14 protein-coding genes are annotated in these 16,292 nt (G+C 73.4%); 11 read left to right on the forward strand and 3 right to left on the reverse strand.

Translation table 11 applies throughout. From position 1 onward, the window contains the following. The first annotated feature begins 81 nt into the window (after positions 1–81). On the forward strand, positions 82–1,278 hold the full coding sequence (locus tag CG719_RS21195; protein ID WP_100570230.1) for a transglycosylase family protein: 1,197 nt from the start codon (positions 82–84) through the stop codon (positions 1,276–1,278). On the opposite strand, the gene CG719_RS21200 is transcribed toward CG719_RS21195, so the two are convergent. Further along, on the reverse strand, positions 1,268–2,497 hold the full coding sequence (locus CG719_RS21200) for a DMT family transporter (RefSeq protein WP_107488231.1): 1,230 nt from the start codon (positions 2,495–2,497) through the stop codon (positions 1,268–1,270). The genes CG719_RS21195 and CG719_RS21200 overlap by 11 nt on opposite strands. 253 nt (positions 2,498–2,750) lie before the next feature. Between CG719_RS21200 and CG719_RS21205 the strand changes: the two genes are divergently transcribed. The 6 genes from CG719_RS21205 to CG719_RS21230 all read left to right on the forward strand — a co-directional run bounded on the left by CG719_RS21205 (position 2,751) and on the right by CG719_RS21230 (position 11,606). Then, positions 2,751–3,488, forward strand: a complete 738-nt coding sequence (locus tag CG719_RS21205) for a (2Fe-2S)-binding protein (RefSeq protein ID WP_100570231.1) — start codon at positions 2,751–2,753, stop codon at positions 3,486–3,488. Between the two features lie 39 nt (positions 3,489–3,527). Continuing rightward, positions 3,528–4,679, forward strand: coding sequence for a glycogen synthase (gene glgA / locus CG719_RS21210; protein ID WP_100570232.1), 1,152 nt, complete (start codon positions 3,528–3,530; stop codon positions 4,677–4,679). 57 nt (positions 4,680–4,736) lie between these two features. Further along, positions 4,737–5,957, forward strand: a complete 1,221-nt coding sequence (gene glgC / locus CG719_RS21215) for a glucose-1-phosphate adenylyltransferase (RefSeq protein ID WP_100570233.1) — start codon at positions 4,737–4,739, stop codon at positions 5,955–5,957. A gap of 197 nt (positions 5,958–6,154) precedes the next feature. Beyond that, complete coding sequence (locus CG719_RS21220; protein ID WP_100570234.1) at positions 6,155–8,500, forward strand: GH92 family glycosyl hydrolase; 2,346 nt, start codon at positions 6,155–6,157, stop codon at positions 8,498–8,500. A gap of 166 nt (positions 8,501–8,666) precedes the next feature. Further along, positions 8,667–10,028, forward strand: coding sequence for a wax ester/triacylglycerol synthase family O-acyltransferase (locus CG719_RS21225; RefSeq protein ID WP_100570235.1), 1,362 nt, complete (start codon positions 8,667–8,669; stop codon positions 10,026–10,028). 102 nt (positions 10,029–10,130) lie between these two features. Next, positions 10,131–11,606 carry an SDR family NAD(P)-dependent oxidoreductase gene (locus tag CG719_RS21230; RefSeq protein WP_100570236.1) on the forward strand — a complete coding sequence of 492 codons (1,476 nt, stop codon included), beginning with the start codon at positions 10,131–10,133 and terminating at the stop codon, positions 11,604–11,606. 33 nt (positions 11,607–11,639) lie between these two features. Here the strand turns inward: CG719_RS21230 and CG719_RS21235 are convergent, their stop codons facing one another. Next, positions 11,640–12,059 (reverse strand): hypothetical protein, encoded by a 420-nt coding sequence (locus CG719_RS21235; protein ID WP_100570237.1) that lies wholly within the window; start codon positions 12,057–12,059, stop codon positions 11,640–11,642. A 405-nt stretch (positions 12,060–12,464) separates the two neighbouring features. Between CG719_RS21235 and CG719_RS21240 the strand changes: the two genes are divergently transcribed. Continuing rightward, positions 12,465–12,638, forward strand: coding sequence for a hypothetical protein (locus tag CG719_RS21240; RefSeq protein WP_100570238.1), 174 nt, complete (start codon positions 12,465–12,467; stop codon positions 12,636–12,638). A gap of 54 nt (positions 12,639–12,692) precedes the next feature. After that, on the forward strand, positions 12,693–13,175 hold the full coding sequence (locus CG719_RS21245) for a GNAT family N-acetyltransferase (RefSeq protein ID WP_100570239.1): 483 nt from the start codon (positions 12,693–12,695) through the stop codon (positions 13,173–13,175). A 37-nt stretch (positions 13,176–13,212) separates the two neighbouring features. Here the strand turns inward: CG719_RS21245 and CG719_RS21250 are convergent, their stop codons facing one another. Next, entirely contained in the window at positions 13,213–14,565 is a 1,353-nt protein-coding gene (locus CG719_RS21250) for an amidase (RefSeq protein ID WP_100570240.1), read from the reverse strand. Between the two features lie 199 nt (positions 14,566–14,764). Between CG719_RS21250 and CG719_RS21255 the strand changes: the two genes are divergently transcribed. Beyond that, positions 14,765–15,016 (forward strand): hypothetical protein, encoded by a 252-nt coding sequence (locus CG719_RS21255; RefSeq protein WP_100570348.1) that lies wholly within the window; start codon positions 14,765–14,767, stop codon positions 15,014–15,016. Positions 15,017–15,062: 46 nt separating this feature from the next. Further along, positions 15,063–16,292, forward strand: a complete 1,230-nt coding sequence (locus CG719_RS21260) for an SPFH domain-containing protein (RefSeq protein ID WP_234375685.1) — start codon at positions 15,063–15,065, stop codon at positions 16,290–16,292.

Genomic DNA, 16,292 nt, shown 5'->3' on the forward strand with positions numbered 1-16,292 from the left:
AACCGGCCGATAGCCGTCTTGTCAGGGCCTGTTCGCGGCGGTTACTTTCGCCCCTCCTGACGCATGTCGAGGGAGCTTGAGATGGCCGTACGCGGTCGGCACCGCCGGTACCAGCCGAACAGGATCAACCGCGCCTCGCTCACCGTCACGGCGGGCGGCGCCGGGATGGCCATTCCGCTCATCGGCGCCGGGGCCGCGCACGCCGCCGACGCCTCCACCTGGAACAAGGTGGCCGCCTGCGAGTCGAGCGGCAACTGGCACATCAACACGGGCAACGGCTACTACGGCGGGCTCCAGTTCACCCGGTCCACCTGGGCGGCGTACGGCGGGACGCGGTACGCGCCCAGCGCCGACCTGGCCACCCGGGACCAGCAGATCGCCGTCGCGGAGAAGGTGCTCGACGGGCAGGGACCCGGCGCCTGGCCGGTGTGCTCGACGCGGGCCGGTCTCAGCAGGGGCGGCGGCACCCCCGGCGTCCACCCGGACACCGCCGGACAGCGGTCCGTGCGCGATGCCGGCAGTACCGGGAGTACCGGCGCTGCCAAGAGCCCCGCCCGCGAGGTCGACGTACGGCCGCAGACCGCGCCGCAGGCGCGGGCCGGCAGCGCCGAGATGTACAAGGTCGTCCGCGGCGACACCCTCTCCGGCATTGCCGACGAGCGTCATGTCTCCGGCGGCTGGCGGCAGTTGTACGCCGCCAACCGTACGACCGTGGGCTCCGACCCGAACCTGATCCTGCCGGGCCAGCGGCTCGCCGTGCCCAAGTCGCGTACGACGGCCGAGCCGCACCGCAAGGCGTCCACCGCCACGCGCCCGGCCAGAGAGGCCAAGCCCGCGTCCGGCACGGCCAAGTCCCGGCCCCACTCCACCCAGCACGCCCTCGTCGCCCCTGTCGGCGGCGGCATCGGCACGGCCTACCACGCGACCGGCTCCCACTGGTCGAAGGGCTACCACACCGGCGTCGACTTCGAGGTCCCCACCGGCACCTCCGTGAAGGCGGCCGCGGCCGGCCGGGTGGTCAGCGCCGGCTGGGGCGGCGCCTACGGCTATCAGGTGGTCATCCGGCACGCCGACGGCCACTACACGCAGTACGGCCACCTGTCGGCGATATCCGTACGGGTCGGGCAGACGGTCGCCGCCGGGCGCGGCATCGGCCGGTCCGGGGCCACGGGCAACGTCACCGGACCGCACCTGCACTTCGAGGTGCGTACGGGGCCCGGGTTCGGCACCGACGTCGACCCGCTCGCGTATCTGCGGGCCGGGGGCGTCAGGATCTGACGCGGGAGCCGTTCCGTCCGGGCGCGGGCGCGGGCGCGGGCGCGGGCCCCGGGACGCAGGGGGGCGCATAGAACTGCCGGTCGGAGCACGAGCCGACGAAGAACGGGCCGAGGAAGAGCTGAGGTTCGCCCAGCGTGCGGTCCTTCTGCTCCCGCGCCGCCGGTGCGACGGGAACGACGACGACCCCGTCGGCCGCGTCCACAGGCACGGCCCGCCCGGAGCCGCCGTACGCCTCGACGGGCGGCAGCCCCTCCACGGGCGGCAGCCCCTCCACGGACGACGGCACCTCGGCAGGCAGCGAGATCTCGGCGGGCGGCACCTCCTCGCCGGGCGGGGCCTCCCCGGCGGGCACCGCGACGGAAGCCACCCCCGCCTCCATCACCCGACCCGTACGCTCAATGCGCTCGGTCATCAGCAGGATCAGACCGCCCGCGGCCACCACACCGCAGCCCAGCGCCAGCAGCGTGCCCGTCGCGCCGTAGCGGAAGGTCTCGCCGAGCAGCGTGAGCCCGACCGCGGCCGCCATCACCGGGTTCACCACCGTCAGCGTGGCCAGCGGCGCCGCCAGACCACCGCCCCGGTACGAGGCCTGCGACAGCAGGGTCCCGGCCGTGGCCAGGACGCCTATCGCGGTCAGGGACGGCAGCTCCGCCGCCGCGATCCCGTCGGTGAAGTCGACCGCGACCGTCTTGGTGAACACCGAGGACATGCCGAAGGCGATGCCGGAGCCGGTGGCGAGCAGCACGCTGCGCACCGCCGGATGCCGGTGCGCCGCCCTGCCCGCGACCGTGAACGCCACCAGTACACCGGCGGTCACCACCGCCAGGCCCGCGCGCTGCGCGGTGTTCAGCGTCTGCGTGTGGGAGGCGCCCACCAGGGACAGCAGTCCCGCGAGCCCCACCGTCGCCATGACCGCGCCGCGCCAGGCGGCGGCGCCCGCCCGCCGGCCGACGAACAGCGCCGCCATCGGCAGCGCGAACACGATGGTCAGGGCGCCCAGCGGCTGGACCAGACTGAGCGGGCCGCAGGCCAGGGCCACCACGTGCAGCAGTCCGCCGAGACCGTTCAGCACCAGCGCCGCCCACCAGGCGGGCCGGCGCAGCGGCGCGTACTGCTCGCCGGGCGAGGACACCGCGACCCGCTCCTGGACGATCGCACCGCCGGCGTAGGCGACGGCGGACACGAACGACAGCAGCACGGACAGCGCGAGGGCGCTCATGAGTCGCACCTCCGCGCGGGGCTGGGGCGGCGACCCCGGCGCGACGAACGGTCGGCTTCCATGGTTGACCACCCTGCCGTGCCGATCGCCTCACGTCGTCGTCCCTGAGCAGTCAATAGGTCCTACTGCCGATGGAGTACACCCCGCCCGCCGTCCTCCCCTGGGTGGGCGACACGGGACGGAGACACCCCCACGAATCCCCGGCGAATCCCCCTTGCGCGCCCCGGGACCGGCCTTGGTACTACTGCTTTCCGTGAACCTCGCGCCCGACCTCGCCGCACTGAACGACCTCGGCGGTTTCTTCGCCCTGCGCACGGGCACCCCGCCGCACGGCCCGCCGCCCACCCTCGCCCAGGCCTACGCGGACCCCGCCACGGATTCCGCGACGCATCCCCTAGTGGTCCGGGTCCGCCGGGTCGCCGACGGCATCGGCGCCCCCGAGGCGCGGGTCGCCGCCTCGGTCGCGCACCAGGCGCTCGCCGCCCGGCTGTGGTCGGCCGCACTCGGCTGCGCCGTGCTGTACGGGCGGCTCCCCGACCTGGACGCCCGCCTCATCCGCTGGGACCCCGCGGGCAGCGCCCCGGACGACCTCTGGCTCACCGAGGTGCGCGCCCGCCCCGCGGACCCGGAGACGGTCGCGGACGTCGTCCTGCACGGCCACCTCGAGCCGCTGGCGGCCGCCCTGCGCGCCCGGTACCGCCTCGCACCGGGGCTGCTGCGGGGCAACGCGGCCTCCGCGCTGGCGGCCGCCGCCCGCCTGCTGGAGAACCAGGTGCGCGCCGGCGGCCGTACCGAGGCGGCCGACCTCACCCGGGAACTGGCCGCGGGGCTCCTCGCCCATCCCCTCCTCGACGGTGCCGGCACCCTCACCGGCACAGGCTTCCGACGGCGCAGCTGCTGCCTGTACTACCGCGTCCCCGGCGGCGGACTCTGCGGGGACTGCTGCTTCACACGGGTGCCGGGCTCTTCCCCACGGGCCGCATCTGGGTGACCATGAATGCGACCGGCCGCTTCGGACAGGGGGTTGCGGGTGCGCGTGGGACTGCTGACCCGGGAGTACCCGCCGGACGTGTACGGCGGCGCCGGCGTCCATGTCGAGTTCCTGGCGCGGGAGCTCCGGCCGCTGGTGGACCTGGAGGTGCACTGCTGGGGCGAGGGCCGCGCCGACGGCGTCGTACGCCACCGGCCCTGGTCCGCGCTGGACGGCGCCAACGACGCGCTGCGTACCTTCTCCGTGGACCTCGCCATGGCCGCCGCGCTCAAGGGCCGTGACCTCGTCCACTCCCACACCTGGTACGCCAACCTCGCCGGTCACCTCGGCAAGATGCTGTACGGCGTGCCGCACGTGATGACCGCGCACTCCCTCGAGCCCCTGCGCCCCTGGAAGGCCGAACAGCTCGGCGGCGGCTACGCCCTGTCCGGCTGGGCCGAGCGCACCGCGATCGAGTCCGCCGACGCGGTCGTCGCGGTCTCCGGCGCCATGCGCGAGGACATCCTCGGCTGCTACCCGGCGCTCGACCCGGCCCGGGTGCACGTCGTCCACAACGGCATCGACACCACCCTGTACCGGCCGGACCACGGCACGGACGCCCTCGACCGTGTCGGCCTCGACCCGGACCGCCCGTTCGTGCTGTTCGTCGGCCGCATCACCCGGCAGAAGGGCGTGCCGCACCTGCTGCGGGCGGTACGGGGCATCGACCCGGCGGCGCAGGTGGTGCTGTGCGCGGGGGCGCCCGACACCCCGGAGATCGACCGGGAGTTCCGGGAGCTGTACCAGGAGCTGAGCCGGACCCGCGACGGAGTGCACTGGATCCCGCGGATGCTGCCGCGCCCGGACGTCATCCAGCTCCTCACCCATGCCGCCGTCTTCGTCTGCCCCTCGGTCTACGAGCCGCTGGGCATCGTCAACCTGGAGGCGATGGCGTGCGGCACCCCCGTCGTGGCCTCCCGGACCGGCGGGATCCCGGAGGTGGTCGACGACGGCCGCACGGGGGTACTCGTGCCGGTGGACGACGATTTCGAGTCCGGGCTCGCCCGTGCCCTGGACTCGGTGCTCGCGGACCGGGACGGCGCGCGCCGCATGGGCGAGGCAGGACGGCGGCGCGCGGTGGAGGAGTTCGGCTGGGACGCGGTCGCCCGGCGCACCGTGCGGCTCTACGAGGAGATCCTCGAACAGGCTTAGGGCTCAGTCCCTCCTGCTCAGGAGCGGGAGGCAGGCAACCGGGTGAGGGGAGCGGCCATGCGTCGTGGTGGACCTTCGGTCCTCGGGATCGTCCTCGCGGGCGGAGAGGGCAAACGGCTGATGCCCCTGACCGCGGACCGGGCGAAACCCGCGGTCACGTTCGGCGGCACGTACCGGCTCGTCGATTTCGTCCTGTCCAACCTCGTCAACGGCGACATCCTGCGGATCTGTGTGCTGACCCAGTACAAGTCGCACTCGCTGGACCGGCACATCACCACCACCTGGCGGATGTCCAGTCTGCTCGGCAACTACATCACCCCGGTTCCCGCGCAGCAGCGGCTCGGGCCCCGCTGGTACCTGGGCAGCGCCGACGCGATCCTTCAGTCGCTCAATCTGATCCACGACGAACAGCCCGACTACGTCGCGGTGTTCGGCGCCGACCACGTCTACCGCATGGACCCGCGGCAGATGCTCAAGGAGCACATCGAGGGCGGAGCGGGCGTGACGGTCGCGGGGATCCGGGTGCCGCGGGCCGAGTCGTCGTCGTTCGGGGTGATCACCCCCGGTACGGACGGGCAGACGGTGCAGCGCTTCCTGGAGAAGCCCGCCAACCCTCCGGGCCTGCCCGACGACCCGGAGAGTGTCTTCGCCTCCATGGGCAACTACGTCTTCTCCACCAAGGTGCTGATCGAGGCGCTCCAGCGGGACGCGGAGGACGAGCGGTCGGCGCACGACATGGGCGGCTCGATCCTGCCCCAGCTCACCGATCGCGGAGAGGCGCGGCTCTACGACTTCGGCGCCAACCACGTGCCCGGCGAGACCAGCCGGGACCAGGGCTACTGGCGGGACGTCGGCACGCTCGACGCGTACTACGACGCCCATATGGACCTGATCGCCGAGCGCCCGGCGTTCAACCTCTACAACCGCGACTGGCCGATCTACACCCACTCGGGGCAGCTCTCGCCCGCCCGGTTCAACGCGGGCGGGATCGCGGGCGAGTCGATCATCAGTGCCGGCTGCCTGATCCGCGGGCAGGTCACCCGCTCCGTGCTGTCGCCGGGGGTCCGGGTCGACCCGGGCGCGGTCGTCCAGGGCTCGGTGCTGCACGACAACGTCCGGGTGGGCCGGGGCGCCATCGTGCGTGGCGCGGTCCTGGACAAGAACGTCGAGGTGCCGCCCGGCGCGACCATCGGCGTCAACCCCGAGCGGGACGCGGAGCTGTACACCGTCTCCCCGGGCGGCGTCATCGCGCTGGGCAAGGGACAACTGGTCCCTTAGGGCCTCTCGTCCGGATCAGGCCGGATCCGGACGAAAGACCCTGGCCCGGCGGCCTCGAGCCCGGCGCGGCGGGTGGGGGCGCGCGCCGGGGGCGCGAACCGCGACGCGTCGCGTGCGACACCCGCCGGTTGCCGGGCTGACCGGCCTTCAGACCCGATCATGCAGGCAGTGACGTCTCCCTCGGAGGTCTTTCCTGCATGAGATGGACCCGGCGCCTGCGGCTGTGCGCGGTGGCGGCGGTGGCAGCGTCCGCGCTGACCGCCGCGCCCGTCGCCGCACCGGCCGTCGAAGCGCGCGACGACCGGCTCACCGATCTGGTCGACCCGTTCATCGGCACCGCCAACGAGGGCAACACCTTCCCCGGCGCGGCCGTGCCCTTCGGCATGGTGCAGCTCTCGCCGGACACCGGCCACAGCACCGGCTACGACCACACCCAGGACCGCGTCCGCGGTTTCTCCCTGATCCATCTCTCCGGCGTCGGCTGCCGCATCGGCGGCGACCTGCCGGTGCTGCCCACCACCGGTGACGTCACGCGGACGGACTACACCAAGTACGCGGCCCCGTTCGGCCACGACACCGAGCGGGCGAGTCCCGGCTACTACCGCGTCGGCCTGTCCTCCGGTGTCGGCGGTGTCGGCGGTGTCGGCGGTATCGGTGCCGAACTGACGGCGAGCGCGCGTACCGGGGTGCAGCGCTACACCTTCCCGGCCACGGCCAAGGCCAACGTCCTGCTCAACGCCGCCCAGGCGCTGCACAGACCGGTCGCGGCGACGGTGGAGATCCTGGGCGACCGCACCGTGCGGACCACGATCACGGGCCGCGGTTTCTGCCGGGACACCCGGCCCTACACCGTGTACACCGTCACCCGTTTCGACCGCCCGTTCACGGCGTACGGCTCCTGGGACGGCGCCACGGTCACGGCGGGGTCCAGAACCGGACACGGCGGCGCCTACGTCCGCTTCGACACCACCGAGGACCGCACGGTGGAGGCGACGACCGCCCTGTCCTACGTCGACGCGGCCGGCGCGGCGGGCAACCTGGCGGCGGAGGGCGGCCGTTCCTTCGACGCGGTGCGCGACGCCGCCCGGCGGTCCTGGGAGAGCCGGCTGGACGTCGTACGCGTCCGGGGCGGCGACGCGACCCGGCGCCGTACGTTCTACTCGGCCCTGTACCACGTGTTCCTGGCGCCGAACGCGGGCAACGACGCCGACGGCCGCTACACCGGCTGGGACGGGCGGATCCACCGCGCGCTGGGATTCACCTACTACCAGAACTGGTCGCTGTGGGACACCTACCGTACCCAGGCCCCGCTGCTCGCCCTGCTCGCGCCGCGCGAGTCCCGGGACATGGCGATCTCGGTGATCAGGGTCGCCGAGGAGAGCGGCTGGCTGCCCAAATGGGGCTACGGCACCGTCGAGACGAACGTCATGACCGGCGACCCGGTCACCCCGTTCCTGACCAACGCCTTCCAGCAGGGCCTGCTGCAGGGGTACGAGGAGCGGGCCTACCGGGCGCTGCGGCGGAACGCCGACGGGGTGCCGCCCGCCGGCTCCCCGGCGCTGGGCCGCGACGCCAACCCGGACTACCTCGCCCGCGGCTACGTCCCGTACCTCCAGGGCCACGAGCCCGCGAAGCCGGGCCACTCCGACTACGCGTTCGGCGCGTCGGCGACCCTGGAGTACGCCGTGTCGGACGCCGTGCTCGCCCAGATGGCCCGCGCCCTCGGCCACCACGCGGACGCCGCACGGTACGCCGCCCGCTCCCGCGGCTACCGCGCGCTGTTCGACCCCGCCACCGGCTTCTTCCGCGCCCGCGACGCCTCCGGCGCCTTCACCGGACCGGCGGACCCGTCCCGCGGCCCCGGTTTCCACGAGGGCACTTCCTGGCAGTACCAGTGGCTCGTGCCGCAGGACCTGCCCGGCCTGGTGGGCCTGATCGGCGGCCGGCGCGCCGCCAACGAGCGTCTGGACACGTTCTTCGCCTACGCCGGCCTGCTGAAGGACCCGGAGTGCACCGTCCGCGAGACCTGGGTCCGCGGGCCGTACGCCTACTACGGCAGGGCCACGTACAACCCGATGAACGAGCCGGACCTCGCCGCGCCGTACGCCTACCTCTCGACGGGGCAGCCGTGGAAGACCACCGACGTGGTGCACGTCGCGCTGACCCTGTTCACCGACGAGCCGGCCGGGCTGAGCGGGAACGACGACCTGGGCACCATGTCCGCCTGGAACGTGCTGGCCTCCATCGGCCTGTTCCCCGTCCAGCCGGGCTATTTCACCTGGGGCCTGTCCACGCCCGTCTTCGAACGCGTCGACCTGCGCCTGGACGACGGCCACCACCCGCGCGGCCTGACCATCACGGCGCCGGGCACCTCGCGGAAGGACCGTTACATCCAGTCGGTCTTGGCCGGCGGGGTGCCGCACGACCGGACGTATCTGACCACCCGCGCCCTGCGGTCGATCGGCACCCTGCGCTACACCGTGGGGCCGCGGCCCTCGGCGTGGGGCACGGCCGCGCAGGCCGCGCCACCCGCCCTGAGGTGACCCTTGCGGGGGCCCTGAGTGACCTCAAAGGCCCCATGTGTCCCACCCCTTTCCCCAGGGTCGGACTTAATCTGTTGTTAACTGAGCGTAGCTTGATCGTACTTGACTGTAATCGGTCGAGGGCGGTTGACTGCCAAAACACCCACCGCCGATGCGAGGCAAGCCATTGACTCCCGACCTGCTCGCTCCCCTCGACCTGGCGTTCTGGAACATCGAGTCCGCCGACCACCCCATGCACCTCGGCGCCCTCGGGGTCTTCTCCGCCCACTCGCCGACCGCCGGAGCGCACGCGGCCGACCTGCTCGCCGCCCGCGCGGCCGCAGTGCCCGGCCTGCGCATGCGGATCCGGGACGTGTGGCGGCCGCTCGACCTGCGCCTGTCCCTTGCCCAGGCACTCCGTCCGCCGCTCGGCTTCGGCGGCGCCGCCCGCGAGCCCGACCCCGGCTTCGACCCGCTCAACCACGTCCGGCTGCACGCCCCGGCCACGGACTTCCACGCCGAGGCGGGCCGGCTCATGCAGCGCCCGCTGCAGCGCAACCGCCCGCCGTGGGAGGCGCACGTGCTGCCCGGCGAGGACGGTGTCTCCTTCGCCGTGCTGTTCAAGTTCCACCACGCCCTCGCCGACGGCCTGCGCGCCCTGACCCTCGCCGCGGCCGTCCTCGACCCCATGGACATGCCCACGCCGCGGCCCCGCCCGGCCGCGCCCGCCCGCGGCCCGCTCCCCGACGTGCGCAAGCTGCCCGAGGCACTGCGTGGCGCCCTGTCCGACGTGGGCCGCGCCCTGGACATCGGCACCTCGGTCGCCCGCTCGTCCCTCGCCACCCGGTCCACCCCGGCGCTCACCGCCGAGCCCACCGGAACCCGCCGCACCGCCGGCGCGGTCGTCGACATCGACGACGTGCACCTGGTCCGCAAGGCCGTCGGCGGCACCGTCAACGACGTACTGATCGCCGTCGTCGCCGGCGCCCTGCGGCGCTGGCTCGACGAGCGGGGCGAGGGCACCGACGGGATCGCGCCCCGCGCCCTGATCCCGGTCTCCAGGCGCCGCCCGCGCGCCGCCCACCCGCAGGGCAACCGGCTCTCCGGCTATCTGATGGAACTCCCCGTCGGCGACGCGGACCCGCTGCGCCGGCTCGCCGCCGTCCGCGCGGCCATGGACCGCAACAAGGACGCCGGACCCAACCGGGGAGCGGGCGCCGTCGCGCTGCTCGCCGACCATGTGCCCGCCCTCGGCCACCGGCTCGGCGGACCGCTGGTCGCCCAGGCCGCCCGGCTGTGGTTCGACATCCTGGTCACCAGCGTGCCGCTGCCCGGCATCGGCCTGAGGCTCGGCGGCCACCCGCTGACCGAGGTCTACCCCTTCGCGCCGCTGGCCCGCGGCCAGTCCCTGGCCGTCGCGATCTCCACCTACCGCGGCCAGGTCCACTACGGGCTCGTCGCGGACGCCAAGGCCGTGCCCGACCTGAACCGGCTCGCCCGCGCCGTGACCGAGGAGGTGGAGACCCTGATCACGGTCTGCGGATCCTGATCAACGGCGTTTGGCCTACCGGCCCGGCGCTGCCGTAAAATCCCCCGTTCGAAAGCAGGCGCGAGTCCGAGCGCCGCACAGTGATCAGGGAACGGCAGCGCGATGACGGTGACAGACGAGGGCCCGACGGCCACGGACGAAGTGGTGTACGGGCCCGGGATCGACCCCGAACGCCTGGCCGTGTGCCTCGAAGTGCTAAAGGAGCTCGACGGGATCGACGTGGACCACCCGGACGCCGTCGCCGTGCGCCGGGCCACCTCGCAGATCTACCGCACGGTCAAGCAGCGCCGCCGCCAGGAGCGCCGGGCCGCCAAGACCGCGAACGACAAGGCGGTCACGGAGGCCACGGCCACCGGATCCGCGCAGCGCATCGACGACGAGACCGAGGGCATCCTGCCCTCGTCCACGACGGGCGCGGGACGGATCGCGGGCATACTCGAGCGCCCGCGCTCCTGCTACGTCTGCAAGACCCGCTACGTCGAGGTCGACTACTTCTACCACCAGCTCTGCCCGCGGTGCGCGCTCGAGAACCGCGCCCGCAGGGACGCCCGCGCCGACCTCACGGGCAAGCGCGCCCTGCTCACCGGCGGCCGCGCCAAGATCGGCATGTACATCGCGCTGCGGCTGCTGCGCGACGGCGCGCACACGACGATCACGACCCGGTTCCCGAGTGACGCCATCCGCCGCTTCAAGGCCCAGCCGGACAGCGACGAGTGGATCCACCGGCTGAAGATCGTCGGTATCGACCTGCGTGACCCGGCCCAGGTGGTGGCCCTGGCCGACTCGGTCGCCGCCGAGGGACCGCTGGACATTCTGATCAACAACGCGGCCCAGACCGTACGGCGCTCCCCGCAGGCCTACAGCGAGCTGGTCGCCGCCGAGTCGGCCCCGCTGCCGGCCGGTGAGCTGCCCGCGGCCGAGGTGATCGGCACATTCGGCTCGGGGGCGGTCGCGGAGCTGCCGGTGGCGGGCGGCGGCGCGCTCACCGCCCAGGACGTCACCGACCTGGCCCTGGTCTCCGGCTCGGCGTCCCTGGAGCGGATCGCCGCCGGCACGGCCATCGACGCCGGCGGTCTCGTGCCCGACCTGCACGACACCAACAGCTGGATCCAGGCGGTGGAGGACGTCACGCCGGTGGAGCTGCTCGAGGTCCAGCTGTGCAACTCGACGGCGCCCTTCATCCTGATCAGCCGCCTGCGTCCGGCGATGGCGGCCGCCGCGGCCCGCCGCGCCTACATCGTGAACGTCTCCGCCATGGAGGGCGTGTTCAACCGCGGCTACAAGGGCGCGGGACACCCGCACACCAACATGGCCAAGGCCGCCCTGAACATGCTCACGCGGACCAGCGCCGAGGAGATGTTCCAGAAGGACCGCATCCTGATGACGGCCGTCGACACCGGCTGGATCACCGACGAGCGCCCGCACCCGGACAAGGTCCGCCTCGCCGAGGCCGGCTTCCACGCCCCGCTCGACCTGGTGGACGGCGCCGCCCGCGTCTACGACCCGATCGTGCGCGGCGAGGCGGGCGAGGACCTGTACGGCGTCTTCCTCAAGGACTACGCGCCGGGCAAGTGGTGAGCCGGCCGCCGGTCCGATGCCTCTGACGAGGTATCAGTCCACGGTCCGTAGCCGGTAGTTGCCCGCCGCGACGAGTTCCAGGACCGTGCGCCAGTCCTCCAGGACGCCCGCGTCGAAGCCGGCGGCGCGGGCCTCCTCGGCCGCCTGGCGCAGCGACAGCGCGTCCTCCTCGGACAGGCGGCCGTCGGCGGGCGCCGCATGCTGTCGCAGGAGGCGGGAGACGCGCTCGCCGAGCAGGGCGCGCACCGCGTCCGCCGCCGGGTCGGCAGCACCGTCGACGCCGCCCGGCCGCAGCAGCCGGCCGATGCCGTGGACCAGGCCCGCCACCTGGAGCTCCTTGTCGGCCGGGTGGCGCCGGCGCAGCAGGGCGGCGGTGCGCAACGCGTGGGCGCGGGCGTCGGGCGGGCAGGCGTACAGCAGGTCCATGAGCTCCTCGGCGCTGCGCAGCTCCATGCGTCGGTCCTCCCGCGAGAAAGCCGTCGTGGTGGGTCAGCAGATCATGGCGAGCTTGCGGCGCGGCCAACGGAACCTGAACCCCGCCCGGCACATGATGCGACAAATCACCCCGCAAGTGGTCCAATCAACACGCGCGACGTCAGATAGTTACCTGGTCTTTGCCGCGCTATCGAGCGGGAGGCCGCTCATTTGGTTAATCTGGGGTGGACGGACAGCGACTACGGGTTCCATCCACACCCATGGTCCGTCCCGGGGCAAGCCGGTGCACCACGGCCTGCTCGCACCTCAGTTGCCGACGCCACCGCGTCCGAGATGCATACCAACCAGACCCGAGCGGGCTTGGGCGGCGCGGTGCGTACCGGCCGCATGCCCCGAGGGTGACCGACACATAAGGAGTGCGCGGTGACACCGGAGAAGACGAATCGCGAGCAGCGCCCCAACGAACGCATGGAGCGCGCGGGCCGAAGGCCCGCGGACCTGGGCAGCCTCGACGTGTGGGCCCGCTCGGCACCGATCCGCCTGGCGGGGTACGAGGACGACCTGGCCGAGCCCCACATCCTGCCCAGCGTGGACTGAGCGGCCAGAACCCGTCGCGATCGCCGACCGCATGGGCGTGCCAGACTCACGCCCATGCTGATCAGAGAAGCCACGGCCGGGGACTGGCCGCGGATCTGGCCTTTCTGGCACCGGATCGTCGCCGCCGCCGAGACGTACGCCTGGGACCCGGACACCTCCGAGGAGGATGCCCGGGCCTTGTGGATGGGCCCCGCCAAACGCGTGTACGTCGCCGAGGACGACACCGGCGCGGTCGTCGGCTCCGCCTACGTCACCCCCAACTACGGCGGTCCCGCCGCCCGCGTCGCCAACGCGGGTTTCATGGTCGACCCCGACCGGTCCGGCCTGGGCATCGGCCGCGCCCTGGCCGAGCACGTCCTCCGGGCCGCGACGGCCGCCGGCTACCGGGCGATGGTCTTCAACGCCGTCGTGGAGACCAACCCAGCCGTCGGGCTGTGGACCTCGCTCGGCTTCCGGATCCTCGGCACGGTGCCGGAGGCCTACGAGCACCCCCGGCACGGCCCGGTGGGCCTGCACATCATGTACCGGGCCCTGTAGACGAGGCGCTCCGAACGGGCCCTCCGGAGACCCGGTCCTACGACCCCGGCGGCAGGTCCGCCGTCCTCGGCCAGGGACGCAGCCGCTCGATCTGCTCCGCCAGGTCCAGCAGATCCGCCTCCGCGCCCGGACGCCCCACCAGTTGAACGGCGCACGGCGCGCCCGAGGGCAGCGTCCCGAACGGCACCGCCATCGCGGGCCATCCGGCGAGGTTCCACGGCGGGGTCATCGGCGAATAGAGGGTGTCGGCCAGCACATTGCGCAGCCAGCCCCGCTCGTGCCAGGGCCCGGCCTGCGGGGAGCGGCGGGCCAGCGCGGGGGTGAGCAGCGCGTCGTACTCGGCGAAGAACGGCTCCATCCGCCGCCGCAGCTCCTCCCGGCGCGTGTCCGCGCGCACCCCCTTCAGGAACCGGCGCCCCAGGGCGGCGTGCACCCGGGTGCGCCGGGTCAGCAGCCGCGGGTCAATGCCCGCCGCGTCCACGGCCGTGCCCGCCGTCCAGTGCCGCAGAGCCGTCACGCCCAGCGACACCGGATACGGCGGCTCGGCCCGGCGCACCCGGTGACCCGCCCCGGCCAGCAGCCGCGCCGCGTCCCTGGTGGCGGCGGCGTAGGGCCTGCTCACGCCCACCCCGGCGAGTGGGCTGCGCACGGACACGGCGATCGTGCGCGGGCTCGCCTCCCGACCGCTCTCGGCCTCGGTGCCGGCCAGCACGGAGAGCATCAGCCGGGCGTCCTCGACGGTCGTGGCGAGCGGCCCGTTCTCGGACATGCCGAACCAGTCGCCCTCGCCGATCCCGGCGGGCACCACCCCGTGCCCCGGTTTGACGGTGACCAGCCCGCAGTTGGCGGCAGGGATGCGCAGGGAGCCCATGCCGTCGTTGCCGAGGGCGAGCGGGACCATGCCGGCGGCGACCGCAGCCGCGCTGCCACCCGAGGAGCCGCCCGCGTTCCGGCTCGGGTCCCACGGGTTGCGGGTGATGCCGTGGACGCCCTCCGTGGTGCCGAACACGCACAGCTCGGGCACGTTCGTCAGCCCGACGACCACCGCGCCCGCCGCCCGCAGCCGGGCCACGGTGACATGGTCGCCGGCGGCCGGGGTGTCCGGGGTCGCGGCCGACCCCACGCGGCTGGACTCGCCCCGCACCGCCAGGTTGTCCTTCACGGCCACCGGCACGCCCGCGAGCGGCAGTACGGCCAGATCACCGCGGGCCGCCACCTCGTCGGCCTCCGCGAGCGCGGCCTCGGCGCGGACGGTGCGGAAGGCGCCGACGTGGCCGTCGAGCCGCTCGATCCGGGCGAGGTGCTCGGCCACCACCTCGCGGGGCGTGGCCCGCCCGTCGCGTACGGCGGCGGCGATCTCGGCGGCACTGCGGCCGGCCCACTTGGTCACGGGCGCTCCTCGGAAAGGGGACGGACGGTTGGGTACTCGCGAGTATGCAGGCACGACCGTGCCCGGCGGCAGGTGCCGCGTCGAGACGTGCCCGCCGGTGGAAGGGCCGGTGGAATGGCCCGTGCAGCGCCGTATGCGGGCCGTCCGAGTGGGTCTAAGGTCGAAGACAGAGGACGCGTACGAGGGGAACCGGTCGGCGATGGCACAGGACGAGGCCGTGATCGGCTGCACGGGGGAGATTCTCATCGGCACGCGCGGTTCCGCGGGCCCGGGCGAGATCCTGGTGCGGGTCAGAGGCGGCTGCGAGACCTTCCTCGCCTGGTCGCAGGAGCCGCTGCCGATCGGTGCGACGGTGCTCGTGGTCGAGTCACGCGGACGCCGCGAGGTCGACGTCATCGCGTGGGGCGACCCCTTGGAGAGATTGCGGGACGTTCCTGTCGATCCGGGGTGAGCCCCGGGCTGATCCCGGGCTGACCCGGGCTAAGGAGAACAAGGCCATGTTCGGTTACCGCGTTCCCGCCCCCGACGAGGCGATGCTGATCTCCGGAGGCAGGCGGGGACTGGGGGGCGCGCCGTTCCGGGTGGTGACGGGACACGGGAAGTTCGTGTTCCCCGTCTTCCGCAAGGTCCGCTTCCTGACCCTGTCGATGTGCGAGTCCGAGGTCGTGGAGACCTGCGTCACCAAGCAGGGCATCGCGCTGCACGTGCGCGCCGTCATCGCCTTCAAGGTCGGCAACGACACCGAGAGCATCATCAACGCCGGTCAGCGCTTCCTCTCCGACCAGGACCAGATGTCGGTCCTGACCGGCCGGATCTTCGCCGGCCATCTGCGAGCCATCATCGGCTCGATGACGGTCGAGGAGATCGTCACCGAACGCCAGAAGCTCGCCGCGGAGGTGCTGGACACCTCCAAGACCGAGATGGCGAAGATCGGCCTGATCGTGGACTCGCTGCAGATCCAGTCGATCGACGACGGGGACACCGGCTACATCGACGCGATGTCCGCGCCGCACAAGGCGGCCATCCGGCGGCAGGCCCAGATAGCGCAGGCCCAGGCCAACCAGGCCGCCGCCCAGGCCGAGCAGGAGGCGGCGCGCAAGCAGGCCGAGTACGCCCGGCAGACCGCGGTGGTGAAGGCGGAGTACTCGGCCGAGGTGGACCGGGCCCAGGCGCAGGCGGCCCAGGCAGGGCCGCTGGCGCAGGCGCACGCCCGGCAGGAGGTGCTCGACGCCCAGACCGAACTGGCCCAGCGGCAGGCCAGGCTGCGCCAGCAGGAGCTGGTGGCGGAGATCGTGAAGCCCGCCGAGGCCGAGGCCGAACGCGTCCGGGTCCTCGCCGCCGCCGAGGCGCAGCGGATGAAGGTCCAGGCCGAGGCCGCCGCGTCGTACGACCGCGTCGCCCTGGACCGGATGCTCATCGACCAGCTCCCGCTGATCGTGAAGGAGGCCGCGGGCGGTCTCTCCGGGGCCAACGTCAACGTCCTGAACGGCGCCGACGGACTCGGCGAGATAGCGGCCGGCCTGGTCGCCCAGGGCCTGACGATCCTGGACTCGGTCCGGCAGAACCTGAACGGCCAGGGCGATCGGCACCCCGGCGGCGCCCGCCCCGAGGAGGGCGACGGCAGGCCCGCACTGCGCGGCCCCGGCGCGCCGCGGCCCGGCACCGGGCAAGAGGAGCCGGGCGAGGGCACGTCCGACGGTGAGCGGCCCGATCCCCGCACCCGCTGA

The sequence above is a fragment of the Streptomyces sp. CB01373 genome, from assembly GCF_002803075.1.
In the GTDB taxonomy this organism is placed as follows: domain Bacteria; phylum Actinomycetota; class Actinomycetes; order Streptomycetales; family Streptomycetaceae; genus Streptomyces.